This is a genomic window from Pseudomonas sp. S2_F07, from assembly GCF_054668325.1.
On the sequence record NZ_CP162758.1, the window covers coordinates 3,700,828 to 3,726,183 of the forward strand.

Annotated in this window: 22 protein-coding genes and 1 pseudogene; 9 read left to right on the forward strand and 14 right to left on the reverse strand. The window is 60.2% G+C overall.

Annotated features, from left to right (window positions below; all coding sequences use genetic code 11):
• Nucleotides 1-33: 33 nt before the first annotated feature.
• A complete protein-coding gene (locus tag AB4O40_RS16815) occupies nt 34-1,707 on the reverse strand; it encodes a putative bifunctional diguanylate cyclase/phosphodiesterase (protein WP_056726344.1) in 1,674 nt (557 codons plus the stop codon).
• A gap of 264 nt (nt 1,708-1,971) precedes the next feature.
• On the opposite strand from AB4O40_RS16815, the gene rep reads away from it, so the two are divergent.
• Nucleotides 1,972-3,981, forward strand: coding sequence for a DNA helicase Rep (gene rep, locus AB4O40_RS16820; RefSeq protein ID WP_056726343.1), 2,010 nt, complete (start codon nt 1,972-1,974; stop codon nt 3,979-3,981).
• A gap of 195 nt (nt 3,982-4,176) precedes the next feature.
• On the forward strand, nt 4,177-4,749 hold the full coding sequence (locus tag AB4O40_RS16825) for a xanthine phosphoribosyltransferase (protein ID WP_046038985.1): 573 nt from the start codon (nt 4,177-4,179) through the stop codon (nt 4,747-4,749).
• A 131-nt stretch (nt 4,750-4,880) separates the two neighbouring features.
• On the opposite strand, the gene AB4O40_RS16830 is transcribed toward AB4O40_RS16825, so the two are convergent.
• From AB4O40_RS16830 to dadA, 6 genes are all read right to left on the reverse strand, one after another.
• Nucleotides 4,881-6,803 carry an acetyl-CoA hydrolase/transferase C-terminal domain-containing protein gene (locus AB4O40_RS16830; protein ID WP_223541290.1) on the reverse strand — a complete coding sequence of 641 codons (1,923 nt, stop codon included), beginning with the start codon at nt 6,801-6,803 and terminating at the stop codon, nt 4,881-4,883.
• A 138-nt stretch (nt 6,804-6,941) separates the two neighbouring features.
• Complete coding sequence (locus tag AB4O40_RS16835) at nt 6,942-7,364, reverse strand: c-type cytochrome (RefSeq protein WP_033047925.1); 423 nt, start codon at nt 7,362-7,364, stop codon at nt 6,942-6,944.
• 182 nt (nt 7,365-7,546) lie between these two features.
• Nucleotides 7,547-8,095, reverse strand: a complete 549-nt coding sequence (locus tag AB4O40_RS16840; protein WP_008023455.1) for a cupin domain-containing protein — start codon at nt 8,093-8,095, stop codon at nt 7,547-7,549.
• A 127-nt stretch (nt 8,096-8,222) separates the two neighbouring features.
• The gene (gene alr / locus AB4O40_RS16845; protein ID WP_056726341.1) at nt 8,223-9,296 is read right to left on the reverse strand and encodes an alanine racemase; all 1,074 of its coding nucleotides are present in this window, start codon (nt 9,294-9,296) and stop codon (nt 8,223-8,225) included.
• Nucleotides 9,297-9,395: 99 nt separating this feature from the next.
• Complete coding sequence (locus tag AB4O40_RS16850) at nt 9,396-9,749, reverse strand: RidA family protein (RefSeq protein ID WP_056726340.1); 354 nt, start codon at nt 9,747-9,749, stop codon at nt 9,396-9,398.
• Nucleotides 9,721-11,025 (reverse strand): D-amino acid dehydrogenase, encoded by a 1,305-nt coding sequence (gene dadA / locus AB4O40_RS16855; protein ID WP_223541288.1) that lies wholly within the window; start codon nt 11,023-11,025, stop codon nt 9,721-9,723. Before dadA ends, AB4O40_RS16850 begins: the two co-directional genes overlap by 29 nt.
• A gap of 157 nt (nt 11,026-11,182) precedes the next feature.
• On the opposite strand from dadA, the gene AB4O40_RS16860 reads away from it, so the two are divergent.
• Nucleotides 11,183-11,671: an Lrp/AsnC ligand binding domain-containing protein gene (locus tag AB4O40_RS16860; RefSeq protein ID WP_007975155.1), complete on the forward strand. Its 489-nt coding sequence runs from the start codon at nt 11,183-11,185 to the stop codon at nt 11,669-11,671.
• Nucleotides 11,672-11,751: 80 nt separating this feature from the next.
• Here AB4O40_RS16860 and AB4O40_RS16865 read toward each other — a convergent pair whose 3' ends face one another.
• Nucleotides 11,752-12,105: a YkgJ family cysteine cluster protein gene (locus tag AB4O40_RS16865; RefSeq protein ID WP_056726864.1), complete on the reverse strand. Its 354-nt coding sequence runs from the start codon at nt 12,103-12,105 to the stop codon at nt 11,752-11,754.
• A gap of 147 nt (nt 12,106-12,252) precedes the next feature.
• Here AB4O40_RS16865 and AB4O40_RS16870 point away from each other — a divergent pair, with 147 nt between their 5' ends.
• Entirely contained in the window at nt 12,253-13,560 is a 1,308-nt protein-coding gene (locus tag AB4O40_RS16870) for an NAD(P)/FAD-dependent oxidoreductase (protein WP_223541287.1), read from the forward strand.
• Nucleotides 13,561-13,703: 143 nt separating this feature from the next.
• On the opposite strand, the gene AB4O40_RS16875 is transcribed toward AB4O40_RS16870, so the two are convergent.
• Nucleotides 13,704-13,949 (reverse strand): DUF1127 domain-containing protein, encoded by a 246-nt coding sequence (locus AB4O40_RS16875; protein ID WP_056726862.1) that lies wholly within the window; start codon nt 13,947-13,949, stop codon nt 13,704-13,706.
• Nucleotides 13,950-14,128: 179 nt separating this feature from the next.
• Here AB4O40_RS16875 and AB4O40_RS16880 point away from each other — a divergent pair, with 179 nt between their 5' ends.
• Nucleotides 14,129-15,562, forward strand: coding sequence for an aminotransferase-like domain-containing protein (locus tag AB4O40_RS16880; RefSeq protein WP_056726861.1), 1,434 nt, complete (start codon nt 14,129-14,131; stop codon nt 15,560-15,562).
• 60 nt (nt 15,563-15,622) lie between these two features.
• Entirely contained in the window at nt 15,623-17,197 is a 1,575-nt protein-coding gene (locus AB4O40_RS16885) for a phospholipase D family protein (protein ID WP_056726860.1), read from the forward strand.
• 30 nt (nt 17,198-17,227) lie between these two features.
• Here AB4O40_RS16885 and AB4O40_RS16890 read toward each other — a convergent pair whose 3' ends face one another.
• Both AB4O40_RS16890 and AB4O40_RS16895 read right to left on the reverse strand, forming a co-directional pair.
• The gene (locus tag AB4O40_RS16890; RefSeq protein WP_056726859.1) at nt 17,228-18,370 is read right to left on the reverse strand and encodes an MFS transporter; all 1,143 of its coding nucleotides are present in this window, start codon (nt 18,368-18,370) and stop codon (nt 17,228-17,230) included.
• Between the two features lie 189 nt (nt 18,371-18,559).
• Entirely contained in the window at nt 18,560-20,053 is a 1,494-nt protein-coding gene (locus AB4O40_RS16895) for an aldehyde dehydrogenase (protein WP_056726858.1), read from the reverse strand.
• Nucleotides 20,054-20,277: 224 nt separating this feature from the next.
• Between AB4O40_RS16895 and AB4O40_RS16900 the strand changes: the two genes are divergently transcribed.
• On the forward strand, nt 20,278-20,640 hold the full coding sequence (locus AB4O40_RS16900; RefSeq protein ID WP_056726857.1) for a cupin domain-containing protein: 363 nt from the start codon (nt 20,278-20,280) through the stop codon (nt 20,638-20,640).
• 111 nt (nt 20,641-20,751) lie between these two features.
• Here AB4O40_RS16900 and rpmG read toward each other — a convergent pair whose 3' ends face one another.
• Together rpmG and rpmB are read right to left on the reverse strand one after the other, a co-directional pair.
• A complete protein-coding gene (rpmG, locus tag AB4O40_RS16905; protein ID WP_003177274.1) occupies nt 20,752-20,907 on the reverse strand; it encodes a 50S ribosomal protein L33 in 156 nt (51 codons plus the stop codon).
• 11 nt (nt 20,908-20,918) lie between these two features.
• The gene (gene rpmB / locus AB4O40_RS16910; RefSeq protein ID WP_007975166.1) at nt 20,919-21,152 is read right to left on the reverse strand and encodes a 50S ribosomal protein L28; all 234 of its coding nucleotides are present in this window, start codon (nt 21,150-21,152) and stop codon (nt 20,919-20,921) included.
• Nucleotides 21,153-21,597: 445 nt separating this feature from the next.
• On the opposite strand from rpmB, the gene AB4O40_RS16915 reads away from it, so the two are divergent.
• Nucleotides 21,598-23,184 carry an ABC transporter substrate-binding protein gene (locus AB4O40_RS16915; protein WP_056726856.1) on the forward strand — a complete coding sequence of 529 codons (1,587 nt, stop codon included), beginning with the start codon at nt 21,598-21,600 and terminating at the stop codon, nt 23,182-23,184.
• 147 nt (nt 23,185-23,331) lie between these two features.
• On the opposite strand, the pseudogene radC reads toward AB4O40_RS16915, so the two are convergent.
• Nucleotides 23,332-24,007, reverse strand: a pseudogene (gene radC / locus AB4O40_RS16920) (RadC family protein).
• 135 nt (nt 24,008-24,142) lie between these two features.
• On the opposite strand from radC, the gene coaBC reads away from it, so the two are divergent.
• Complete coding sequence (gene coaBC / locus AB4O40_RS16925) at nt 24,143-25,351, forward strand: bifunctional phosphopantothenoylcysteine decarboxylase/phosphopantothenate--cysteine ligase CoaBC (protein WP_056726854.1); 1,209 nt, start codon at nt 24,143-24,145, stop codon at nt 25,349-25,351.
• The last annotated feature ends 5 nt before the right edge of the window (nt 25,352-25,356 follow it).

A 25,356-nucleotide genomic window follows, 5' to 3' on the forward strand; every position in this document is an offset into this window, starting at 1 on the left:
CCCACAGGTTTTGGACCAACTGAAAGGTCGCGGTCAGCTCACGACTTCCAGCATCGGCTGCTGACTGGAGCCAAACGTCAGGTACTCCACCAACTCGGCCAGCGGCAATGGTTTGCTGATCAAATACCCCTGCACCTGATCGCATTCAAACCCGCGCAGCAGATCCAGTTGCTCCGGCGTTTCCACGCCTTCTGCGACCACCTCGAGGTTGAGGTTGTGCGCCAGGTTGATCATCGCGTGGACCAGTTTGCGGTTTTCCTCACGCTGCTCCATACCGCCGACAAAGCTCTTGTCGATCTTCAGCAAAGTGATCGGCAGGCTGTTGAGGTGCACAAACGACGAGAACCCGGTACCGAAGTCGTCGAGGGAGAAGCGCACGCCGAGGCGCCCTAGGGCGTCCATGGTCTGCTTGACCAGATCGCTGCGGCGCATCACGGCGGTCTCGGTCAGCTCGAACTCCAGCCACTGCGCCTCGACACCGCGCTCGGCAATCAGGCGACTCAGGGTCGACAGCAACTGGCTGTCCTGGAACTGCCGGAACGACAGGTTGATTGCCATGTGCAACGGCGGCATTCCAAGTTCAAGCAACGCCTGCATGTCGCGCAGGGCCCGGGAAATCACCCAGTAGCCCAGCGGCACAATCAGACCACTTTGCTCGGCCAGCGGCACGAATTCGCTCGGTGGCAGCAAGCCGCGCTCGGCATGCCGCCAGCGCACCAAAGCTTCGAGGCCGACGATTTGCCCGTCTTCGAGGTTCAGCCGTGGCTGGTAATGCAGCTCCAGCTCATCGCGACGCAGCGCCCGGCGCAGCTCGGTTTCCAGGTCGGCGATGCTGCGGGCATTGCGGTTGATACGCTCGTTGAAAATGTGAAAGGTGCAGCCCTGGGTGCTTTTGGCCTGCTGCATTGCGATGTGCGCATGCCACATCAGCGGATCCGCGCCGGTCTGGGCCCGGGCGTAGGCGATGCCCAGGCTGGAGCCGATCAGCAGGCTTTCACCATCGACCCAATAAGGCTCGGCCAGCGCTTCGCTGATGCGCTCGGCCATCCACTCCGCACGCTGGGGAGCGCGACGGGTGTCGATCAGCAGAGCGAATTCATCACTGCCCAGGCGCGCCAGTTGATCGCCGACCTCAAGCTGGCTCTTGAGCCGCGCCACCACTTGCAGGATCAGGCGGTCACCGGCCTGATGGCCGAGGGCGTCGTTGGCATAACGAAAGTTGTCGAGGTCGAGATGACCGAGGGCCAGGCCACGACCGTCGTTTTCCGCCAGGCGTGCCGTCAACAGGGTCTGGAAGCCCTGACGGTTGGCGATGCCGGTCAGCGGATCTTGCTCGGCCAGGCGTTGCAGCGTGTTTTCCAGGACGCCGCGTTCGCGCACATGACGCAGGCAACGGCGCAACATGCCGGGATCGAGCAGGTCGCGCACCAGCCAGTCACTCACGCCGTCGGGCGGGGTCAGCGGCTCATGGTCGAGCAACAACACCGTCGGCAGGCTGCAACGGCCCGGCGCCGGTTGAAGTTGCGGGATGGTCAATAACACCGCGCTGTGGTTGTCATCGAACAGGCTGCTGACCGACTCCCAACTCGGCGCGCTGATGAGCACGGCCGAGCTCCCCATAGGAGCCAGACACTCGCGCAACAACGCTGCCCACGCTGGCTCTTCGGCCAGTAGCAGCAAACGCAAGGGTTCGACAGGCGTAGACAAGCTAGCTCCCTAGACTCTGCAAAGATGTAGGCGACGGGCATTATGCCGTTCCGATGACCAATGACAATGACATCAGTGAGCAAAACGAACCCTTTGTATCCGCAATTACGAACATTAGCCGCAAATTCGTTGCGCATCCTGCGTGAAAGTAACAAAACCGGCAATTACAGATAGCGCGCTACGTCACAAGTCGGACAGAGCAGCACAATTCGCTGAGCCTGTTAAAATGCCGGCCCATTTCGTGACTGACTCCTGAATTTACCTATGTCCCGACTCAATCCCCGGCAGCAAGAAGCCGTGAACTACGTCGGCGGCCCTCTATTGGTGCTCGCCGGCGCAGGCTCCGGCAAGACCAGCGTGATCACGCGCAAAATCGCGCACCTGATCCAGAACTGCGGCATTCGCGCCCAGTACATCGTCGCCATGACCTTTACCAACAAGGCCGCCCGCGAAATGAAGGAACGGGTCGGCACCCTGCTGCGTGCCGGTGAAGGGCGCGGGCTGACGGTCTGCACGTTCCACAACCTGGGCCTGAACATCATCCGCAAGGAACACGTGCGGCTGGGCTACAAACCGGGTTTCTCGATCTTCGACGAGACCGACGTCAAGGCCCTGATGACCGACATCATGCAGAAGGAATACTCGGGCGACGACGGCGTCGACGAGATCAAGAACATGATCGGCGCCTGGAAAAACGACCTGATCCTGCCGGCCCAGGCCCTGGAAAACGCGCGCAACCCCAAGGAACAGACCGCCGCCATCGTCTACACCCACTACCAGCGCACGCTCAAGGCGTTCAACGCGGTGGACTTCGACGACCTGATCCTGCTACCGGTGAAGCTGTTCGAAGAGCACGCCGACATCCTGGAAAAGTGGCAGAACAAGGTGCGCTACCTGCTGGTCGACGAATACCAGGACACCAACGCCAGCCAATACCTGCTGGTGAAAATGCTCATCGGCAAACGCAACCAGTTCACCGTGGTAGGCGACGACGACCAGTCGATCTACGCCTGGCGCGGTGCTCGCCCGGAAAACCTGATGCTGCTCAAGGACGACTACCCGTCCTTGAAAGTGGTGATGCTGGAGCAGAACTACCGCTCCACCAGCCGCATCCTGCGTTGCGCCAACGTACTGATCTCGAACAATCCCCACGAGTTCGAAAAGCAGCTGTGGAGTGAAATGGGTCACGGCGACGAGATCCGCGTGATCCGTTGCCGCAACGAAGACGCCGAGGCCGAGCGCGTGGCCATGGAAATCCTCAGCCTGCACTTGCGCACCGACCGCCCGTACAGCGATTTCGCGATCCTGTATCGCGGCAACTACCAGGCCAAGTTGATCGAGCTGAAGTTGCAGCATCACCAGGTGCCGTATCGCCTCTCCGGCGGCAACAGCTTCTTCGGACGTCAGGAAGTGAAAGATCTGATGGCTTACTTCCGTCTGATCGTGAACCCGGACGACGACAACGCGTTCCTGCGGGTGATCAACGTGCCGCGCCGCGAGATCGGCTCGACCACGCTGGAGAAGCTGGGCAACTACGCCACCGAGCGCAAGATCTCGATGTACGCCGCCACCGACGAGATGGGTTTGGGCGAGCATCTGGACAGCCGCTTCACCGATCGCCTGTCGCGCTTCAAGCGTTTCATGGACCGGGTGCGCGAGCAGTGCGCCGGCGAAGACCCGATCTCGGCCCTGCGCAGCATGGTCATGGACATCGACTACGAGAACTGGCTGCGCACCAACAGCTCCAGCGACAAGGCCGCCGACTACCGCATGGGTAACGTCTGGTTCCTGATCGAGGCGCTGAAGAACACCCTGGAAAAAGACGAAGAAGGCGAAATGACCGTCGAGGACGCCATCGGCAAACTCGTCCTGCGCGACATGCTCGAGCGTCAGCAGGAAGAGGAAGATGGCGCCGAAGGCGTGCAGATGATGACCTTGCACGCCTCCAAGGGCCTGGAATTCCCCTACGTGTTCATCATGGGCATGGAAGAGGAAATCCTCCCGCACCGTTCCAGCATCGAAGCCGACACCATCGAAGAAGAACGTCGCCTGGCCTACGTGGGCATTACCCGCGCGCGCCAGACCCTGGCCTTCACCTTCGCCGCCAAGCGCAAGCAGTACGGCGAGATCATCGACTGCGCACCAAGCCGCTTCCTCGATGAACTGCCGCCGGACGATCTGGCCTGGGAAGGCAACGACGACACACCGACCGAAGTCAAAGCCGTGCGTGGCAACAATGCATTGGCGGATATACGCGCGATGTTAAAGCGCTAGAATTGACCACTTTTTAATTGAACATCGGCATAGCCAGGCGCTGTGAAAACGTAGCGAGCGAAGGTAAGACAAGGCAAAAACAGGCGAGGAAGCGGAGTTTACTGGCTGTAAATGAGCATTCCGAGCCTGTTTTTAACGCAGGATTACCGAGCGCAGTAGTTTTCACAGTGTCTGGAGCCAACTGAGGACAGCTTCATGGAAGCATTGCACAAGAAAATTCGCGAAGAAGGCATCGTGCTTTCCGATCAGGTCCTGAAAGTCGACGCCTTTCTGAACCACCAGATCGACCCGGCCCTGATGAAGCTGATCGGCGACGAATTCGCCACGCTGTTCAAGGATTCGGGCATCACCAAGATTGTCACCATCGAAGCCTCGGGCATCGCCCCGGCGATCATGACCGGTCTGAACCTGGGTGTGCCGGTGATTTTCGCCCGCAAGCACCAGTCCCTGACCCTGACCGAAAACCTGCTGTCGGCGACCGTGTACTCGTTCACCAAACAGACCGAAAGCACCGTGGCCATTTCCCCGCGCCACCTGACCAGTAGCGACCGCGTGCTGATCATCGATGACTTCCTGGCCAACGGTAAGGCGTCCCAGGCACTGATTTCGATCATCAAGCAGGCTGGCGCCACCGTGGCGGGCCTGGGCATCGTGATCGAGAAGTCGTTCCAGGGCGGCCGTGCGGAACTGGACTCGCAGGGTTATCGCGTAGAGTCCCTGGCCCGAGTGAAGTCGCTGGCCGACGGTGTTGTGACCTTTATCGAATAAAGCCACCACAACGCACATCCCCCTGTGGGAGCGAGCTTGCTCGCGATTGCATAGTGTCAGTCGACATCTTCGTTGACTGATACACCGCTATCGCGAGCAAGCTCGCTCCCACTGATGTTTTCGGTGACCAGTTACTGCCCAGTCGCCTTGAGGCCTGTGAGCAGCAGGCGCTGATACAAATCCTCCTTCATCCCCTCCGGACTGGCCAGTTGCATGCGTTGCAGATGCTCCTGGAACAACGCAGGCTCCGGCGCGTCCAGCGCTGCCTTGCCCAACTCCAGCACCTCACTCAGCTTGAACTTGCTCTTGAGCCAGTTCAGCGCCCGCAACAGATCCTGCTCGACCTCGGTGAAATCACAGCCCAGCGGATACTCCGGAAACAGCTGCGGATGCCGCGCCTGAATCGCCAACAAACGCTGCGGATTGTTATCGGTGAAGCGCGGATCGAGACAGAAGTCCTTGGGCAGTTTGCCGACTTTCTGCGCCTGCTCGATCAATCCCGGCTGAAAACGCGAGTCGCTGATATTGAGCAAGGCCTCGATCACTGCCGCATCGGTCTTGCCACGAAGATCGGCGATGCCGTATTCGGTGACCACGATGTCCCGCAAGTGCCGGGGAATCGTGCAGTGACCATACTCCCAGACGATGTTCGAGCTGACGTCGCCGCCGGACTCACGCCAGCTGCGCAGTAGCAACACCGAGCGCGCACCTGCCAGCGCATGCCCCTGCACCACGAAGTTGTACTGCCCGCCTACGCCACTGAGCACACGTCCGTCTTCGAGCTGATCCGCCACCGCGGCACCGAGCAAGGTCACGGTGAACGCGGTGTTGATGAACCGCGCATCCAGGCGCTGCAAGCGCTTGAGTTCTTCCTGGCCGTAGAGCTCGTTGATGTAGCTGATGCGGGTCATGTTGAATTCGAGCCGCTTGCTTTGCGGCAATTCGCGCAAGCGCTCGTAGTAGCTACGCGGACCGAGAAAGAAACCACCGTGCACCGAGATGCCATCGGTTTGTGCAGCCTCGTCGAGGGTGCCGGCATTCGCCTGCTGCTGGGTCGCCACATCCGGATAGACCTTGCGTTGCACGATCCCGGCATCGGCCAGCACCAGCAAGCCGTTGACGAACATTTCGCTACAGCCATACAGGCCTTTGGCGAAGGGGTCGATGCCGCCTTCGCGCTCGATCAGTTGCGCCCAGTGGCTGAGGTTTACGTCTGCCAGTAAAGCCCTGTATCCGTCGTTGTCGGCTTGCCGCGCCAGCAGCGCCGCTGTCAGCGCATCGCCCATGGAGCCGATGCCGATCTGCAAGGTACCGCCATCACGCACCAGGGTGCTGGCGTGCAGACCGATGAAATGGTCCTGACACCCCACCGGCATGTTCGGCGTGGAAAACAGCGTGGTGTTGTCCTTCTCATCGATCAGCAGGTCAAAGGTGTCGATGCCGACTTCCGCATCGCCGGGCATGTAAGGCAGGTCGTTGTGCACCTGGCCGACCATCAGGATGGTTTCTCCGGCGGCGCGGCGCCTGGCGATCATCGGCAACAGGTCGAGGGTGATGTCCGGGTTGCAGCTCAGGCTCAAACGGTCAGGATGCTCGGCGTGGCTGGCCACCAGCTGCGCCACCAGATTCAACCCGGCGGCATTGATGTCCCGCGCCGCATGGCTGTAATTGCTGCTGACGTAATCCTGTTGCGCCGCGGCACTGTTGAGCAGGCTGCCGGGCTGCATGAAGAACTGCTGGATGTGGATGTTGTCCGGCAGACTATCGCGGCGCAGGTCGGCGAGAAATTCCAGCTCCGGATAGTCGCCGAAGACCCGTTCGACAAAGGGTTCGAGAAAGCGCTTTTGCAAACCATCGCCCAAGGGCGGGCGCCCCAGGCACAACGCGGTGTAGATCGTCAGCCGTCGTTCGGGCGACTGTGCGATCCGCCGATACAGCGCGTTGACGAAGTGATTAGGTTTGCCCAACCCCAGAGGCAGGCCCATGTGGATATGCGCCGGCAACCGTGTCAAGACGTCATCGACTGCCTGTTCGATAGAGCACAACTGAACCATCGGATCCTCCCTCACGTTCCATGACTTGGGCCTGGACCGAGCTTGCCGGGTCTTTGCTGCAATGAACAGCCATCCGGGTTAAATCACAGGCACAAAAAAGCCGCTCGAAAGCGGCTTTTCCAGCAGCAAGACTCAGGCTTATTTCAAGCCGGACATCTTCTGGATGGCGCCTTTGAGCTCGGCGTCGGAGCAATCGGCGCAGGTACCTTTAGGCGGCATCGAGTTGATACCGGTAATGGCTTTGGCCAGGATGCCGTCAAGGCCGCCCTGGTGATCGGCACGCTCTTTCCAGGCAGCGGCATCACCGATTTTCGGTGCGCCCAGCAGGCCTGAACCGTGGCAAGCGTTGCAATGTTTTGCAATCACTTCATCCGGAGTTTTCGCACCACCACCGCCGCCAGCGGAAGCGGCCACTTCCATGCCCTTGCACTCTTTACCCTGAACACAAACCTGGCCGACTGGCTCAAGGCGTTTGGCGATATCGTCATTGGTCGCAGCTTGAGCGCTGACACTGACAGCCCATAGGGCCAATACGGTTGCTGGTGCAGCCAGCATTTTCATAATTAGGTTCACGCGTTCACCCTCAATGGTGGCTAGTCACGCCTACGGCCACGGTTCGCAGGCGGGCGCAAGTATAGCGGTAAGCCCGTCGCACTGAAACAACCCCAAAGTCGAAGGGGTCTTAGGCCGCGACGGAAAAACAGCCCGGGCGCCTCTGCGATGCTGGCAGGACGCCTCTTTTCTTAGAAATTCGCCGGTGTGGCTGCGCTGATTAGTCGCGCCGGCACATCGAACGGATTACGAAAACGGTGTGGCTTGGTACTTTCAAAGTAGTAGCTATCGCCGGCTTCAAGGACAAAAGTTTCGAGACCGACCACCAGTTCCAGTTTTCCTTCGACCAGGATGCCGGTTTCCTCGCCCTCATGGGTGAGCATCTCGTCACCGGTGTCGGCGCCTGGCGGATAGATTTCATTGAGGAATGCGATGGCCCGGCTCGGGTGCGCCCGACCGACCAGCTTCATGGTCACCGCGCCATCGGAAATATCGATCAGCTCGTTGGCCTTGTAGACAATCTGGGTCGGTTTTTCCTGCAGGATTTCTTCGGAAAAGAACTCGACCATGGACATGGGAATCCCGCCCAGCACTTTGCGCAGCGAACTGATCGAGGGACTGACGCTGTTCTTCTCGATCATCGAAATCGTGCTGTTGGTGACCCCCGCCCGTTTGGCGAGCTCACGCTGGGAAAGGCCTTTGAGCCTACGGATGGATTGCAGTCGTTCACCGACGTCCAAAGCTTGCGCCTCCAGGATTCAGATTGTTGGAATAGTGAGCGTTATCATGGCGACAGCGTTCAGTATTTACAACACCTTGACCTGAATCCTGCTCAGCGAGGCGACTTCCGGTCTGGAGCCCTGCGCACTAAGCCCCGGAATAGAGCAGTGGCACCCGGCGCAGGTTGCAAAAGATCTGGTAAGGAATCGTGCCGGCAGCCATGGCCACATCACTGGCGAGGATGTTTTTGCCCCACAACTCGACGGTCGAACCGAGGCCGGCCTGCGGGACATCGGTCAGGTCGATGCAGAGCATGTCCATCGATACCCGGCCGATCAACTGGCTGCGCTGCCCGGCAACCAGCACTGGCGTGCCGGTCGGTGCCAAACGCGGGTAGCCATCGGCGTAACCCATGGCCACGACACCAATGCGCATCGGTTTAGGGGTGATGAATTTGGCGCCGTAACCGACGGGCTCGCCAGCCGGCAACTCGCGCACACTGATCACTTTCGATTCCAGGGTCATGACCGGTTGCAGCCGCGATGCTGCTTCGTTGGCCTCTTCGAAGGGCGTCGCGCCATAAAGCATGATGCCTGGGCGCACCCAATCGCTCGGAATCTGCGGCCAACCGAGCACCGCCGGCGAGTTGCGCAGGCTGACCTCGGCGGACAAGCCCTTGCGCGCGGCTTCAAATACCGCCACCTGATCGGCACTGGCTTGCTCGTGCAGTTCATCGGCACGCGCAAAGTGGCTCATCAGCACCACTTTCGCGACCTTGCCGCTGGCCAACAGTCGCTGGTAGGCCGCCTGATAATCCGCCGGGTGCAGCCCCACGCGGTGCATGCCCGAATCGAGCTTCAGCCACACGGTGATCGGTTTGCTCAACGCCGCTTTCTCGATGGCTTCGAGTTGCCACAACGAATGCACCACGCACCAGAAATCATGCTCGACAATCAGCGCCAGCTCATCGGCTTCGAAAAAACCTTCCAGCAGCAGGATCGGCGCGCGAATGCCCGCCGCCCGCAGCTCCAACGCCTCTTCGATGCAGGCTACTGCAAACCCGTCCGCCTCGGCTTCCAGCGCCTGGGCGCAACGCACCGCGCCATGGCCATAGGCATCGGCCTTGATCACAGCGAGGGCCTTGGCCCCCGTGAGTTCACGGGCGATTCGGTAGTTGTTGCGCAAGGCTTGAAGGTCGATCAGGGCACGGGCAGGACGCATGGCGGCAGACTTCTGGTCGGGTTTTCGGGAAGAAAAACCGGCGCTGGCTGGTAGCGTGAACCGCCAACAGCACCGGGAGAGGGATCTTTCTGACAAGCTTTATGGCAGAGCGGCTACAACCGACAGCTCGACCAGGATTTCCGGTTCGCACAATTTCGATTCAACGGTGGCACGGGCCGGGGCGACGCCTTTTGGCAGCCACTGATCCCATACCGCGTTCATGCCTTCGAAATGCGCGTCGATGTCTTTCAGGTAAATCGTCACCGACAGCAGATGATGCTTGTCGGTACCGGCCAGGTCGAGCAAACGCTCGATGTTGGCCAGTGTTTCGCGGGTCTGCTGTTCAATCCCGGCATTCATGTCATCGCCGACCTGTCCGGCCAGGTAAACCGTACCGTTATGGGTGACGATCTGACTCATGCGCTCATTGGTGAGCTGGCGCTGGACTGACATGCTTTGCAGACTCCTGGGTTTTTTTGCCATAACGGGAAATATCGAGGCCTTCGGCGCTGATCTGCGGCTTTTTCTTCGCCATCAGGTCTGCCAGCAAGCGACCGGAGCCACAGGCCATGGTCCAGCCGAGCGTGCCGTGACCGGTGTTCAGGAACAGGTTCTTGAATGGTGTGGCACCGACGATCGGGGTACCGTCCGGGGTGGTCGGACGCAGGCCGGTCCAGAAACTGGCCTGGGCCAGATCGCCGCCCTGAGGATAAAGGTCGTTGACGATCATCTCCAGGGTTTCCCGGCGACGCGGGTTCAGCGACAGGTCAAAACCGGCGATTTCAGCCATGCCGCCAACGCGGATGCGGTTGTCGAAACGGGTGATCGCGACTTTGTAGGTCTCGTCGAGAATGGTCGAAGTCGGGGCCATCGCCGGGTTGGTGATCGGCACGGTCAGAGAGTAGCCCTTGAGCGGGTACACCGGCGCCTTGATCCCCAGTGGCTTGAGCAGTTGCGGCGAGTAGCTGCCGAGGGCCAGCACGTAGCGGTCGGCGGTTTCCAGCTTGCCGTCGATCCATACACCGTTGATGCGATCACCGGCGAAGTCGAGGCGCTGGATGTCCTGGCCGAAACGGAACTGCACACCGAGGCTCGCGGCCATCTCGGCGAGCTTGGTGGTGAACATCTGGCAGTCGCCAGTCTGGTCGTTCGGCAGGCGCAGGGCACCGGCGAGGATGTCGGTGACACTGGCCAGCGCTGGCTCAACGCGGGCAATGCCGTCGCGGTCGAGCAGTTCGAACGGCACGCCGGACTCTTTCAGCACGGCGATGTCTTTCGCGGCGCCGTCGAGTTGAGCCTGGGTGCGGAACAGTTGGGTGGTGCCCAAGCTGCGGCCTTCGTAGGCGATGCCGGTTTCGGCCCGCAGTTCATCGAGGCAGTCGCGGCTGTACTCGGACAGACGGACCATGCGCTCCTTGTTCACCGCATAACGGCTGGCGGTGCAGTTGCGCAGCATCTGTGCCATCCACAGGTACTGGTCGATGTCGGCAGTGGCCTTGATCGCCAGGGGGGCGTGGCGCTGCAACAGCCACTTGATGGCCTTGAGCGGCACACCCGGCGCGGCCCACGGCGAGGCATAACCCGGCGAAACCTGCCCGGCGTTGGCGAAACTGGTCTCCATGGCAGCAGCTGGCTGCCGGTCCACAACCACCACTTCAAACCCGGCACGGGCCAGATAATAAGCACTGGTGGTACCGATGACGCCGCTACCCAAGACCATGACGCGCATTTTCATATCCCTCATCGCGGCTAACCGCTGACGTTTGTTATTCAGAGCTTTAGATGCGCGCAGTGTAAAAAAGATTTGCCAGTGCTTTTCACTATATAAGCGCCTATATTTGGCGACAATTCTCGGCAAAAACCCTTTTCACGGAGGCGCATCCCCTATGCGTACCAACACTCAGACCAAACGTGAGCTGGACAAGATCGACCGCAACATCCTGCGGATCCTGCAAGCGGACGGGCGGATTTCCTTTACGGAGCTTGGAGAAAAGGTCGGGCTCTCGACCACGCCCTGTACTGAGCGGGTCCGGCGTCTGGAGCGCGAAGGGATCATCATGGGCTACAACGCCAGGCTCAATCCGCAGCACCTGAAGGGTAGTCTGCTGGTGTTCGTCGAAATCAGCCTGGACTACAAATCCGGCGATACTTTTGAAGAGTTCCGACGCGCGGTGCTGAAATTGCCCCATGTGCTGGAGTGTCATCTGGTGTCAGGGGATTTCGACTACCTGGTGAAAGCGCGGATTTCCGAGATGGCCTCGTACCGCAAGTTGCTGGGCGACATCCTGCTCAAACTTCCTCATGTACGGGAATCCAAGAGCTATATCGTGATGGAAGAGGTGAAGGAGAGCCTGACTTTGCCGATTCCGGATTGAAGATCAAAATATCGCAGCCTGCGGCAGCTCCTACAGGTGTACACACGCTTTTTGTAGGAGCTGCCGCAGGCTGCGATCTCTTAAACCAACACCTGCCGAGTGCTGGCCATGTACTCGAACACCTGCTTCTCCACCCGCGGATGAATCAGCTCCACCGGCCCGCGTCCATTTGGACACGGCAAGGTCTTGGTGGTGCCGAACAACCGGCAGATCAGCGGCCGCTCGTCATACACCGTGCAACCATTCGGCCCCAGATGCACACAGTTGAGCTCTTCCATGGCGGCATCCTGCTCGGCGCGGGACTTGCGCGGCAGGCGCGACATTTCTTCCGGCGAGGTGGTCACCGGCCCGCAGCAGTCATGGCAGCCGGGAACGCACTCGAACGAGGGAATCTGCTGTCGCAATGTGCGGATTGTCTGGCTGTTGCAGCTCATTGAAGCGGTGACCAATAGCGGAATAGAGCGCGATTCTGACGCAAAAGCACCGATCCAGACAGCACCAGCCGACCAATGTTGCCCGCCCGGGAAGGTCCGGCTTATGCTCCGTCAGGTTTTCCAAACGCAAGAACCAGGAACACGCACATGAATGCCCGTGCTCAACAGCCTGCCCTGAACCACACCGCGTCCTACTACGCCGCCAGCAGCCTGCCGCAGCCCGAACTTGCGGCGCTCAAAGGCGAAGTGCTGGCCGATGTCTGTGTGGTTGGCGGCGGGTTTTCGGGGTTGAACACGGCGCTTGAGCTGGCCGAACGCGGCCTCAGCGTGGTGCTGCTTGAGGCCCACAAAATAGGCTGGGGTGCCAGTGGACGCAATGGCGGGCAGCTGATTCGTGGCGTCGGCCACGGCCTCGATCAGTTCACCAGCGTCATCGGTGCCGAAGGCGTTCGTCAAATGAAACTCATGGGCCTGGAAGCCGTGGAAATCGTCCGGCAACGGGTCGAGCGCTTCCAGATCCCCTGCGACCTGACCTGGGGTTACTGCGACCTCGCCAACAAGCCCCGTGACCTTGAAGGCTTCGCCGAGGATGTCGAAGAACTGCGCAGCCTCGGCTATCGCTACGAAACCCGTTTGCTGCAAGCCAACGAGATGCACACCGTGATCGGCTCCACGCGTTACGTCGGCGGCCTGATCGACATGGGCTCGGGGCACCTGCATCCACTGAACCTGGCCTTGGGCGAAGCCGCAGCGGCACAACGACTGGGGGTCCGGCTGTTCGAGCACTCGGCCGTGACCCGCATCGACTATGGCCCAGAGGTCAAGGTCCATACCACCGAGGGCTCGGTGCGCGCCAAAACCCTGGTACTGGGTTGCAATGCCTACCTCAATAACCTCAACCCGGAACTCAGTGGCAAAGTCCTGCCCGCCGGCAGCTACATCATCGCCACCGAACCACTGAGCGAAGAACAGGCCCACGCCCTGCTGCCGCAGAACATGGCGGTCTGTGACCAGCGAGTGGCGTTGGACTACTACCGGCTCTCGGCGGACCGGCGCCTGCTGTTTGGCGGCGCCTGCCATTACTCGGGCCGCGATCCGAAAGACATCGCCGCGTACATGCGTCCGAAAATGCTGGAAGTCTTTCCGCAACTGTCTGGTGTGAAGATCGACTATCAATGGGGCGGCATGATCGGCATCGGCGCCAATCGCCTGCCGCAGATCGGACGACTCAAGGACCAGCCGAACGTGTATTACGCCCAGGCCTATTCCGGTCATGGCGTGAATGCCACGCATCTGGCCGGCAAGCTGCTGGCCGAAGCCATCAGCGGGCAGCACAGTGGGGGTTTTGATTTGTTCGCCAGGGTGCCGCACATCACTTTCCCCGGCGGCAAGCATTTGCGCTCACCGTTGCTGGCGTTGGGGATGTTGTGGCATCGGCTTAAAGAGTTGGTCTGAAAGATTCCCTGCGTCTTTGCCGACGCTATCGCGAGCAAGCTCGCTCCCACAGTGTTTGACGGCATTCACAAGATTTGCGTTCACCACCGCTCCTTGTGGGAGCGAGCTTGCTCGCGATGAGGCCCTGAAGAACACTGCAAAACTCAGATCCGCCAGAAAGGCTTCAGCCCCTCCTCCCGCGCCTGCTCCCGTGTCAGCCCGATATCCTTGAGCTGGTCAGCCGTCAGGGCCAGCAAGGCCTTGCGCGTGTGCAGGCGACGCCAGAACCGGTCCCAGCGACTCAGGTCGGACGACGCATTGCCCATGCCCGCCTCCCGCGTGCCGTTGTTCTGCCCGGTCGCCAGTTCCTGACTGTGTAACGTCAGCCGCACATCGCTCAAACCGTTCATCTTGGATGCTCCTGTTTACTTGGGTAGCCAGAGGTTCCATGATGCGTGTGCGCGCAAAAGCATTACAGATTCAAAGCAACTGTATTAACCCAATACAGTTCTGCCGATTCCGCCACTGAATCCCGATTTTTTGCCCGATCTGTACTGGTTAACCGAGTCACCCCTATCGAGGCTGCACCATGACCCTTTACGTCAACCTCGCCGAATTGCTCGGCACACGTATCGAACAGGGCTTCTATCGCCCCGGTGACCGGCTGCCTTCGGTACGGGCGCTGAGCGTCGAGCACGGCGTCAGCCTGAGCACAGTGCAACAGGCCTATCGGGTGCTGGAAGACAGCGGGCTGGCCATGCCACGGCCGAAATCCGGGTACTTCGTCCCGGCCAGCCGCGAACTGCCGGACTTGCCGGCAGTCGGCCGCCCGGCCCAACGGCCGGTGGACATTTCCCAATGGGATCAAGTGCTGGAGCTGATTCGCGCCGTACCGCGCAAAGACGTGGTGCAACTGGGCCGCGGCATGCCGGATATCAACAGTCCGACCATGAAACCGCTGCTGCGTGACTTGGCGCGAATCAGCCGGCGGCAGGACATGCCCGGCCTGTATTACGACAACATCCACGGCAACTTCGAACTGCGCGAACAGATCGCTCGCCTGATGCTCGATTCCGGCTGCCAGCTGAGCGCCAGCGAACTGGTGGTCACCACCGGCTGCCACGAAGCGCTGTCCACCAGCATTCGCGCGATCTGCGAACCCGGCGACATTGTCGCAGTGGACTCGCCGAGCTTTCACGGCGCGATGCAGACCCTCAAGGGCCTGGGCATGAAAGCCCTGGAAATCCCCACCGACCCGCTGACCGGCATCAGCCTCGAAGCGCTGGAACTGGCCCTGGAACAGTGGCCGATCAAGGTCATACAGTTGACCCCCAACTGCAACAACCCGTTGGGCTACATCATGCCCGAGTCGCGCAAACGCGCGCTGTTGACGCTTGCGCAGCGCTATGACGTGGCGATCATCGAGGACGATGTGTATGGTGAACTGGCCTACACCTACCCGCGTCCGCGCACGATCAAGTCCTTCGACGAGGACGGTCGCGTCCTGTTGTGCAGCTCGTTTTCCAAGACCCTGGCGCCGGGCCTGCGTATCGGCTGGGTCGCGCCCGGCCGCTATCTGGAGCGGGTGCTGCACATGAAGTACATCAGCACCGGATCCACCGCGCCACAACCGCAGATCGCCATCGCCGAATTTCTCAAGGGCGGCCACTTCGAACCGCATTTGCGGCGGATGCGCACGCAATACCAACGCAATCGCGACGCGATGATTGATTGGGTGACCCGCTACTTTCCGGCCGGCACCCGCGCCAGTCGCCCACAAGGCAGCTTCATGTTGTGGGTCGAACTGCCGGAAGCTTTCGACACCCTGAAACTGAATCGGGCATTGCACGACCAGGGCGTACAGATTGCCGTGGGCAGCATTTTTTCCGCCTCGGGCAAGTACCGCAATTGCCTGCGCATGAACTACGCTGCCAAGCCAACACCGCAGATCGAAGACGCGGTGCGCAAGGTCGGTGCGACAGCGATCAAACTGTTGGCGGAAACCGATCAGCTCAGCGACTGACTTTTCTTCGGGAATCAGCGTCCATATGCCTATCTGCGCCGCCAAACGGAACGATCCTACGTGAGAGTCAGACAGCCCCTGCTTGCTCTTCTGCTACTCGCCGCGTTCCTGAGCGGTTGCGCCAACCTCGACGTACAGCGCGTACCGAGTCAGGCGTTGCCGGCCTCAGACTCCGCATTCGGTCGCTCGGTCCAGGCGCAAGCCGCTCCCTACAAGGGCCAATCGGGCTTTCGCCTGTTATCGGACAGCACCGAGGCCTTCACCGCCCGCGCCGAACTGATCCGTAACGCCCAAAGCAGCCTCGACTTGCAGTACTACATCGTGCACGACGGCATCAGCACGCGCATGTTGATCGAGGAGTTGCTCAAGGCCGCCGACCGGGGCGTGCGGGTGCGGGTACTGCTCGACGATACTGCCAGCGATGGCCTGGACCGGGTCATCGCGACTCTCGCCGCACACCCGAACATCCAGATCCGTGTGTTCAACCCGCTGAATCTGGGCCGCAGTACAGGGGTGACGCGCACCGTGGGCCGGCTGTTCAACCTGTCGCAACAGCATCGACGCATGCACAATAAGCTGTGGCTGGCGGACAACTGCATGGCCATTGTCGGCGGCCGCAATCTCGGGGACGAGTATTTCGATGCCAAGCCCAACATGAATTTCACCGACATCGACATGCTCGGTGTCGGCCCGGTCGCCGAGCAACTCGGGCACAGTTTCGACCAGTACTGGAACAGCGCCCTGAGCAAACCGATCGACGAATTCCTGTCGAGCAAACCCACACCCCAAGACCTGGAAAACACCCGCACCCGACTGGAAGAGTCCCTGGCGGAAACGCGCAAACAGAATCACACGCTTTACAAACACCTGATGACCTTCACCACCCACCCACGACTGGACATCTGGCGCAGTGAACTGATCTGGGCCTGGAACCAGGCATTGTGGGATGCGCCGAGCAAGGTGCTGGCCAAGGGCGAGCCCGATCCGCAGTTGCTGCTGACCACGCAACTGGCACCTGAACTCAACAGCGTCAGCAAAGAGCTGATCATGATCTCGGCCTACTTTGTGCCCGGCCAGCCGGGACTGGTGTACCTGACCGGGCGTGCCGATGCCGGCGTTTCCGTGAGTTTGCTGACCAACTCACTGGAAGCCACGGACGTTCCCGCCGTACACGGTGGCTACTCGCCCTATCGCAGGGCGCTGCTGGAGCACGGCGTGAAGCTGTACGAGTTGCGTAGCCAGCCCGGCGAGGGAGGCGGCAGCGGTAGCGGGCCACATCTGTTTTCCAGCAGCGCCTATCACAGCTCTGACTCCAGCCTGCACAGCAAGGCGATGATCTTCGACCAGCAGAAATCCTTTATCGGCTCGTTCAATTTCGATCCGCGCTCGGTGCTCTGGAACACCGAAGTCGGCGTGCTGGTGGACAGCCCGGAATTGGCCGCACGGGTCCGCGAACTGGCGCTGCAGGGTATGGCACCGGCCCTGAGTTATCAGGTGGAACTGGAAAACGATCAGATCGTCTGGACCACCGAAGACGACGGAAAAATGCACACACTGAGCAAGGAGCCAGGGAGTTGGTGGCGGCGCTTCAATGCCTGGCTGAGCAATACGGTTGGGCTGGAGAAGATGCTGTAAGACTCGACCGCCATAGCTCTCCGGTGCTCATCAGGCTGGCTGAGCGGTACCAAACGCCCCTTGCCGCGACACCACAATCAACACGCCCAAGGCCCCTACCGCCATCAGCAACGGCAACGCATGGCCGCTGATCCACTGGCTGCCAGCACCCGCCAGCAGCGGCCCGATCAGACAACCGACCCCCCATAGCTGGGCAATGTGCGCGTTAGCCCGCACCAGCGCATCATCGCGATAACGCTCGCCGATCAGGATCAACGACAAGGTGAACAACCCGCCAGCGCTGGCGCCGAACAGCACCCACAACGGCCAGATCAGCAGCGTGTCGATCAGCAGCGGGATGGCCAGGCTCGATATCAGCAGGACCACCGCACAGCCGGTGAACAACGCCCGTCGCGACAAGCGATCGGCCAACGCACCAATCGGCAATTGCAGTACCGCATCGCCGACCACCACCGTACTGACCATCGCCAGGGCGATCTCCGTGGTGAAGCCCTGGCGCAAGCAATAAACCGGCAACAGCGTCAGGATCATCGCCTCGAACGCGGCAAACAGCGACACCGCCCAGGCAATCGCCGGCAGGCCACGACAGAACTCAAGCAAATCACGCAGGGTCACGCTACTGGCTTCACTGCTCGGCGCGCCACTGCGGCCCAGCAACAGGAACGGTGCAGCCATCAGCAAACCGACACCCACCCAAAAGCCATAGTCATGCTCGGTACCGAGCAAGCCCAGCAACACCGGCCCCGCCAACTGACTCAATGCATAGCTGCTGCCATACAGCGCCACCAGCCGCCCGCGCCATTGCTCGACCACCAGTTGATTGATCCAGCTTTCACCGATGATGAATACGAGTGTCAGGATCACCCCGATCATCAGCCGCAGCACCAACCAGACCGGATAGCTCGGCAACAGCGCCAGCAAACCGATCGAAACCGCCCCGGCCCACAGGCACAGGCGCATCAGGTTGGCCGTGCCGAATCGTGCCGCCAGATGGCTGGAGATTTTCGCCCCCAACAGAACGCCGATGGCCGGCATCGCCGCCATCACGCCAATGGCAAACGAGCCGTAGCCCCAGCTTTCCAGGCGAAACGACACCAGCGGCATGCTGACCCCCAGGGCCAGGCCGACACTCAGGACAGATGCCAAAACGGCGAAATAAGTCGCCCAACGCATGCTCCACGCTCCTGTGGATAATTATTTTTCAGGCCATACAAACAAATGTGGGAGCGGGCTTGCTCGCGAAAAGGCCATCACATCCAACATCAATGTTGGCTGATACACCACATTCGCGAGCAAGCCCGCTCCCACAAGGGGTTTGCGTCGATTGGGAAGCCTGATTCTCAACAGGCTTCCTTCACAGGCTTACAACTTGATCCAGGTCGCCTTCAGCTCGGTGTACTTGTCGAACGCGTGCAGCGATTTGTCGCGACCGTTGCCGGACTGTTTGAATCCACCGAACGGTGCCGTCATGTCGCCGCCATCGTACTGGTTGACCCACACGCTACCGGCGCGCAGCGCACGGGCGGTGAGGTGAGCCTTGGAAATATCGGCAGTCCACACCGCCGCGGCCAGTCCGTAAGGCGTGTCGTTGGCGATGGCGATGGCTTCTTCAGCGCTATCGAACGTGATGACCGACAACACTGGCCCGAAGATTTCTTCCTGAGCGATTTTCATCGCGTTGCTCACACCGTCGAAAATCGTCGGCTCAACATACGTGCCGCCGGTTTCCTGGAGGATGCGCTTGCCACCGGCTACCAGTTTGGCGCCGTCGGTGTGACCCGACTCGATGTAAGACAGCACAGTGTTCATCTGCTGGGTATCCACCAGCGCACCGACGTTGGTCGCCGGGTCCAGCGGGTTGCCCGGCTTCCAGGTTTTCAGTGCTTCGATCACCAGCGGCAGAAATTTGTCCTTGATCGAACGCTCCACCAGCAGGCGCGAACCGGCGGTGCAAACCTCGCCCTGGTTGAAGGCGATGGCACCGGCTGCGGCTTCGGCAGCGTCTTGCAGGTTCGGCGCATCGGCGAACACGATGTTCGGGCTCTTGCCGCCGGCTTCGAGCCAGACGCGTTTCATGTTCGATTCGCCCGAGTAGATCAGCAGTTGCTTGGCGATCTTGGTCGAACCGGTGAACACCAGGGTGTCGACGTCGTTGTGCAGGGCCAGGGCCTTGCCGACGGTGTGGCCATAGCCCGGCAGCACGTTGAGCACGCCTTTCGGGATGCCGGCTTCGACAGCCAGCTCGGCGATGCGAATCGCCGTCAGCGGCGACTTTTCGGACGGTTTGAGAATTACCGAGTTACCGGTGGACAGCGCAGGACCGAGTTTCCAGCACGCCATCATCAGCGGGAAGTTCCACGGCACGATGGCGCCAACAACACCCACCGGTTCACGGGTCACAAGACCCAGTTGATCGTGCGGAGTGGCTGCCACTTCGTCGTAGATCTTGTCGATGGCTTCGCCGCTCCAGCTCAGGGCTTGCGCCGCGCCAGGAACGTCGATGTACAGGGAATCGCTGATCGGCTTGCCCATGTCCAGGGTTTCAAGCAGGGCCAGCTCTTCGGCGTGCTGTTTCAGCAGGCCGGCGAAACGGATCATGGTGGATTTGCGCTTGGTCGGCGCCAGGCGCGACCAGACACCGGAATTGAAGGTGGCGCGAGCGTTTTCCACGGCGCGCTGGGCATCGGCGGCGTCACAGCTGGCAATCTTGCCCAGCAGACGGCCATCGACCGGGCTGATGCACTCGAAAGTCTCGCCAGAGACGGCGTCGGTGTATTCGCCATTGATATAGGCGCGGCCTTCGATTTTCAGGTCGCGGGCACGTTGTTCCCAGTCGGCACGGGTCAGGGTGGTCATGCGAGTGTCCTCCTCTTATTGATACGACACCCGCGTTCTTCGCGGGCGCTGTCAGGAATTCTGCCCGGCCAGCCTGCTTTTCGGCCCAAGGCATCCACCACCCTAAACCAGCCGCATATGAAGTTTCAATATATTTGACAAAACGCTGGCAAACGGCCTTGCGATGTTCATTTTAATAAACATAGACTTTGAGCCTTTCTACGTAATCACGGGAGATAACAACAATGAATATCCAGAACGTCGTCGACTTCAGCCAGGCCACCACCGCCGCCGAACGCTACCGCCCGGACGCAGCCAAAGTGCTCAAGGGCGACCCGGAACAAGCCGTTTACAACCACTACAACAGCCCTTGTGGCCAGCTGAACGCTGGCGTGTGGGAAGGTGCAGTCGGGCAGTGGACAGTGAACTTCACCGAGCACGAGTACTGCGAGATCCAGCAAGGGGTTTCGGTGTTGCGTGACAAAGACGGCAATGCCAAGACCCTGCGCGCAGGCGACCGCTTCGTGATCCCCGCCGGATTCAAAGGCACCTGGGAAGTGCTGGAGCCATGCCGCAAGATCTACGTGGCGTTTGAACAGAAGGCTTAGCACTAAAGTGCTGTGACTTGATCAGATTGAAGCGCTACCCGCTTTTTCAAGCACAACAAAAAAGGCCCGTATCTCGCGATACGGGCCTTTTTCGTAAGAGGGAAAAATCAATTACTTGATTTTGCCTTCTTTGTAGATCACGTGCTTGCGAACAACCGGATCATATTTCTTGATCTCGATTTTGTCCGGGGTAGTACGCTTGTTCTTGTCGGTAGTGTAGAAGTGACCAGTACCGGCGCTCGAAATCAAACGAATCAATTCACGCATGATTAGCTCCCTTAAACCTTGCCATCGCGGCGAAGTTCGGCCAGCACGACAGTGATGCCACGCTTGTCGATGATACGCATGCCTTTGGCAGATACGCGCAGACGCACAAAACGTTTCTCTTCTTCAACCCAGAAGCGGTGATGCTGCAGGTTCGGCAGGAAACGACGACGGGTTTTGTTGTTTGCGTGGGAAATGTTATTCCCAGTTACCGGACCCTTACCGGTAACTTGACATACTCTAGACATGCCTCAGCCCTCTAAAACCACATGCCCAACCCGGCATGGGTTGGCCGCTTAATCTCTCAGTCATTTGGCGCCAGGCGCCGCGTTTCTTTAGAGGTCTTACCGGCTACACCTACAGTGAAGGAACCGGGCCCCTAGAAAAGAGCGCTGCTTTATACCAGAAAGACTGGAGAGCAACAACATTCAGTATGCGTTGAATTCACAAAAACCCTGTTTTTCGGGCTCCGAGCGCCTTGGACAAAGGCTATCATCGATGGCGACCGCTCGTCGCAGAGAATCGGCCAACCGGCCAAATCAGGATTTTGCTCGCCCGCCTCACAGCAAATTCAGGCGCTATAGTCCCCTCAAAATGAAAAAGGGGATAGTCATTTGCAAAAGAGCCCACTAGGGTAAGCCTTTTCCAGACTGCACTTGCAGATGGGCCTTCGATCTGTAAAGGAAGCCGACCATGCGCCTCGCTGCCCTACCGCTATTGCTCGCCCCGCTTCTGCTGAGCCCACAGGCCTTTGCCGCCGCCCTGAGCGTCTGCACCGAGGCCAGCCCTGAAGGCTTCGACGTGGTGCAGTACAACTCGCTGACCACCACCAACGCCTCGGCCGATGTGCTGATGAATCGCCTGGTGGACTTTGACACGACTAGTGGCAAAGTGGTCGCCAGCCTCGCCGATAGCTGGGAAGTCAGCCCCGACGGCCTGACGTACGTCTTCAAGTTGCACCCGCAGGTGAAATTCCATCGCACCGAGTATTTCACCCCGACTCGCGACCTGAGCGCCGAAGATGTGATTTTCAGCTTCGACCGCATGCTCGACCCGGCCAATGCCTGGCACAAAGTCGCCCAGAGCGGATTCCCTCATGCGCAATCGATGCAGTTGCCTGCATTGATCAAGAAGATCGACGCCCTTGATCCGCAGACCGTACGCGTCACCCTCGACCACCCGGATTCGACCTTCCTGGCGACCCTGAGCATGGGCTTCGCTTCGATCTATTCGGCCGAATACGCCGACAAACTGATGAAGGCAGGCACACCCGAGAAGCTCAACAGCCAGCCGATCGGCACAGGTCCGTTCGTTTTCACCCGCTTCCAGAAGGACGCTTCGGTTCGCTACAAAGCCAACCCCGAATACTTCGGTGGCAAACCCTCTGTAGATCCGCTGATCTTCGCCATCACCCCGGACGCCAACGTGCGCCTGCAGAAATTGCGCCGCAACGAATGCCAGATCGCCCTGTCGCCCAAGCCTCTGGACGTACAGGAAGCGCTGAAGGAGCCGACGCTGAAAGTCGAAAAGACTGACGCGTTCATGACCGCATTCGTCGGCATCAACAGTCAGCATCCGCCACTGGACAAACCTGAAGTCCGCCAGGCCATCAACCTTGCCTTCGACAAGGCCAACTATGTCAAAGCCGTGTTCGAAGACACCGCCGAGGCGGCCAACGGTCCGTATCCGCCCAACACCTGGAGCTACGCGAAAGGCCTGCCGGGTTACCCTCACGACATCGCCAAGGCCAAAGCCTTGATGGCCAAGGCCGGACTCAAGGACGGCTTCCAGACCACCATCTGGACTCGCCCTTCCGGCAGCCTGCTTAACCCCAACCCAAGCCTGGGCGCTCAACTGCTTCAGTCTGATCTCGCGGAAATCGGCATCCAGGCCGAAATCCGTGTGATCGAATGGGGCGAACTGATCCGCCGTGCCAAGGCCGGTGAGCACGACTTGCTGTTCATGGGTTGGGCCGGTGACAACGGTGACCCGGACAACTTCCTCACACCGCAGTTTTCCTGCGCCGCGGTCAAGTCCGGCACCAACTTCGCCCGCTACTGCAATCAGGACCTGGACAAGCTGATCAGCGCCGGCAAGACCACCGGCGAGCAAGGTGTGCGCAGCAAACTCTACGAACAGGCCCAGGCGCAGATCCAGCAGCAGGCGCTGTGGTTGCCCCTGGCCCATCCGACTGCGTTCGCGCTGACGCGCAAGGATGTCGAGGGGTATTCGGTCAGCCCGTTCGGCCGACAGGACTATTCCAAGGTCAACATCAAATAACCCGCCACACACAAAACCCTGTGGGAGCGGGCTTGCTCGCGAAGAGGGAGTGTCAGTCGCCATCAATGCCGACTGATACACCGCTTTCGTCGGAACGCCACCCGGAGCAAGCCCGCTCCCACATGGGTTTCGCTAACTTCACAACCCCTACATCCACCCATACTCCGCCATCGACAACGGATCGCCGTCGCCGATGATGAAATGGTCAAGCACCCGCACGTCAATCAACTCCAGCGCCTTTTGCAGGCGCTTGGTCAGCACCCGGTCGGACTGACTGGGGTCGGTGTTGCCCGAAGGATGGTTGTGGCAGAGGATCAATGCTGCTGCGTTGTGGGCCAAGGCCCGCTTGACGACCTGACGAGGGTGAACGCTGGTGTTGTCGATAGAACCGCGGAACAGCACCTCAAACGTGAGCACCTGATGCACTGGAATCCAGAAACAGGCAACCGAATACTTCATGAGGCTCATGGCGCAGCATCGATTTGAGGTACTCACGTACTGCCTGCGGATTTTCCAGCACCGATCTATGACGCAAACGTTCGGCCAGATGGCGCCGGCCCATTTCCAGTACTGCCTGTAACTGCGCGAATTTTGCCGGCCCCAGCCCCAAGTGCTTACTGAACGTTTTGAGATCGGCTTCCAACAACGAACGCAGACCGCCAAATTGACTCAGTAGATGTCTCGCCAGGTCCACCGCACTTTTTCCGGCCACGCCGGTTCGTAGAAAGATAGCCAGCAACTCGGCATCGGAAAGACTCTCCGAACCCTGCTCAAGCAACTTCTCCCGCGGCCGTTCCGCCGCCGGCCAATCGCGAATACTCATAGCACCTCCCTGTCTGTGGGCACCGCTGTTCCGTAGCGGTCGCTGTGATATCGTAGCCCATCTTTTTTGCGGGCGAATTCATCCTGGGGAGGGGGTTTCGCCACGTATGTCACCAACGAATTGAAAGGCAGGCCTATGCAGCGGCTGTATCGGAAACGCATTGTTCTGGGCGTAGGCGGCGGTATCGCTGCCTACAAGAGCGCCGACCTGGTTCGCCGCCTGATCGATCAGGGCGCCGAAGTGCGCGTGGTCATGACCCGTGGCGGCGCAGAGTTCATCACCCCGCTGACCATGCAGGCCCTGTCCGGGCACCCGGTCCACCTGGACCTGCTGGACCCGGCGGCCGAAGCGGCCATGGGCCACATCGAACTGGCCAAATGGGCCGACCTGGTGCTGATCGCCCCCGCCACGGCAGACCTGATCGCCCGCCTGGCCCAAGGCATTGCCGACGATCTGCTGACCACGCTGGTGCTGGCCACCGACGCCGTGGTCGCCGTTGCACCGGCAATGAACCAGGCGATGTGGCGCGATCCGGCGACCCAGGCCAACCTGCAAACCCTCGAAAGCCGCGACATCAAGGCTTTCGGCCCGGCCTCCGGCAGCCAGGCCTGCGGCGACGTCGGCCTGGGGCGCATGCTCGAAGCCCTTGAACTGGCCCAGTGCGCCGCCGACTGCTTCCAGCGTCAGGCACTGACCGGCAAACACGTGCTGATTACCGCCGGCCCGACCCAGGAAAACATCGACCCGGTGCGCTACATCACCAACCACAGCTCCGGAAAAATGGGCTTTGCCCTGGCCGAAGCCGCTGTGGAGGCCGGTGCCCGCGTAACACTGATCACTGGCCCCGTGAACCTGCCGACTCCGGATCGTGTCACCCGCATCGACGTGGTCAGCGCCCGCGACATGCTGGCAGCGTGTGAAGCGGCGATCCCTTGCGACCTGTTCATCGCCTCGGCAGCGGTCGCGGATTACCGTCCGGAGGTTGTTGCCCCGCAGAAACTCAAGAAAGATCCTACGAACGGCGACGGCTTGTTGCTACAGATGGTGCGTAACCCGGACATCCTGGCCACCATCGCCACCCGCCCCGACCGCCCGTTCAGCGTCGGTTTCGCCGCCGAGACCGAACACCTGCTCGATTACGCTGCACGCAAGTTGAAAGACAAGAACCTCGATCTGATCGTCGCCAACGACGTCGCCAACCCAAGCATTGGCTTCAACAGCGAAGAAAACGCCTGCAGCGTCATCGACCGCGAGCTTCACGCCACACTTTTCGCCCAGACCAGCAAGAGCAAGATTGCTCGCCAGCTGGTCACCTTTATCGCCGAACGTCTGAACCAGGTTTAATTTAC

Coding starts and splice junctions, on each gene's coding strand:
- rep (WP_056726343.1), top strand. CDS start 1,972: ATGTCCCGACTCAATCCCCGGCAGCAAGAAGCCGTGAACTACGTCGGC.
- AB4O40_RS16825 (WP_046038985.1), top strand. CDS start 4,177: ATGGAAGCATTGCACAAGAAAATTCGCGAAGAAGGCATCGTGCTTTCC.
- AB4O40_RS16830 (WP_223541290.1), bottom strand. CDS start 6,803: ATGGTTCAGTTGTGCTCTATCGAACAGGCAGTCGATGACGTCTTGACA.
- AB4O40_RS16835 (WP_033047925.1), bottom strand. CDS start 7,364: ATGAAAATGCTGGCTGCACCAGCAACCGTATTGGCCCTATGGGCTGTC.
- alr (WP_056726341.1), bottom strand. CDS start 9,296: ATGCGTCCTGCCCGTGCCCTGATCGACCTTCAAGCCTTGCGCAACAAC.
- AB4O40_RS16850 (WP_056726340.1), bottom strand. CDS start 9,749: ATGTCAGTCCAGCGCCAGCTCACCAATGAGCGCATGAGTCAGATCGTC.
- dadA (WP_223541288.1), bottom strand. CDS start 11,025: ATGCGCGTCATGGTCTTGGGTAGCGGCGTCATCGGTACCACCAGTGCT.
- AB4O40_RS16860 (WP_007975155.1), top strand. CDS start 11,183: ATGCGTACCAACACTCAGACCAAACGTGAGCTGGACAAGATCGACCGC.
- AB4O40_RS16865 (WP_056726864.1), bottom strand. CDS start 12,105: ATGAGCTGCAACAGCCAGACAATCCGCACATTGCGACAGCAGATTCCC.
- AB4O40_RS16870 (WP_223541287.1), top strand. CDS start 12,253: ATGAATGCCCGTGCTCAACAGCCTGCCCTGAACCACACCGCGTCCTAC.
- AB4O40_RS16875 (WP_056726862.1), bottom strand. CDS start 13,949: ATGAACGGTTTGAGCGATGTGCGGCTGACGTTACACAGTCAGGAACTG.
- AB4O40_RS16880 (WP_056726861.1), top strand. CDS start 14,129: ATGACCCTTTACGTCAACCTCGCCGAATTGCTCGGCACACGTATCGAA.
- AB4O40_RS16890 (WP_056726859.1), bottom strand. CDS start 18,370: ATGCGTTGGGCGACTTATTTCGCCGTTTTGGCATCTGTCCTGAGTGTC.
- AB4O40_RS16895 (WP_056726858.1), bottom strand. CDS start 20,053: ATGACCACCCTGACCCGTGCCGACTGGGAACAACGTGCCCGCGACCTG.
- AB4O40_RS16900 (WP_056726857.1), top strand. CDS start 20,278: ATGAATATCCAGAACGTCGTCGACTTCAGCCAGGCCACCACCGCCGCC.
- rpmG (WP_003177274.1), bottom strand. CDS start 20,907: ATGCGTGAATTGATTCGTTTGATTTCGAGCGCCGGTACTGGTCACTTC.
- rpmB (WP_007975166.1), bottom strand. CDS start 21,152: ATGTCTAGAGTATGTCAAGTTACCGGTAAGGGTCCGGTAACTGGGAAT.
- AB4O40_RS16915 (WP_056726856.1), top strand. CDS start 21,598: ATGCGCCTCGCTGCCCTACCGCTATTGCTCGCCCCGCTTCTGCTGAGC.
- coaBC (WP_056726854.1), top strand. CDS start 24,143: ATGCAGCGGCTGTATCGGAAACGCATTGTTCTGGGCGTAGGCGGCGGT.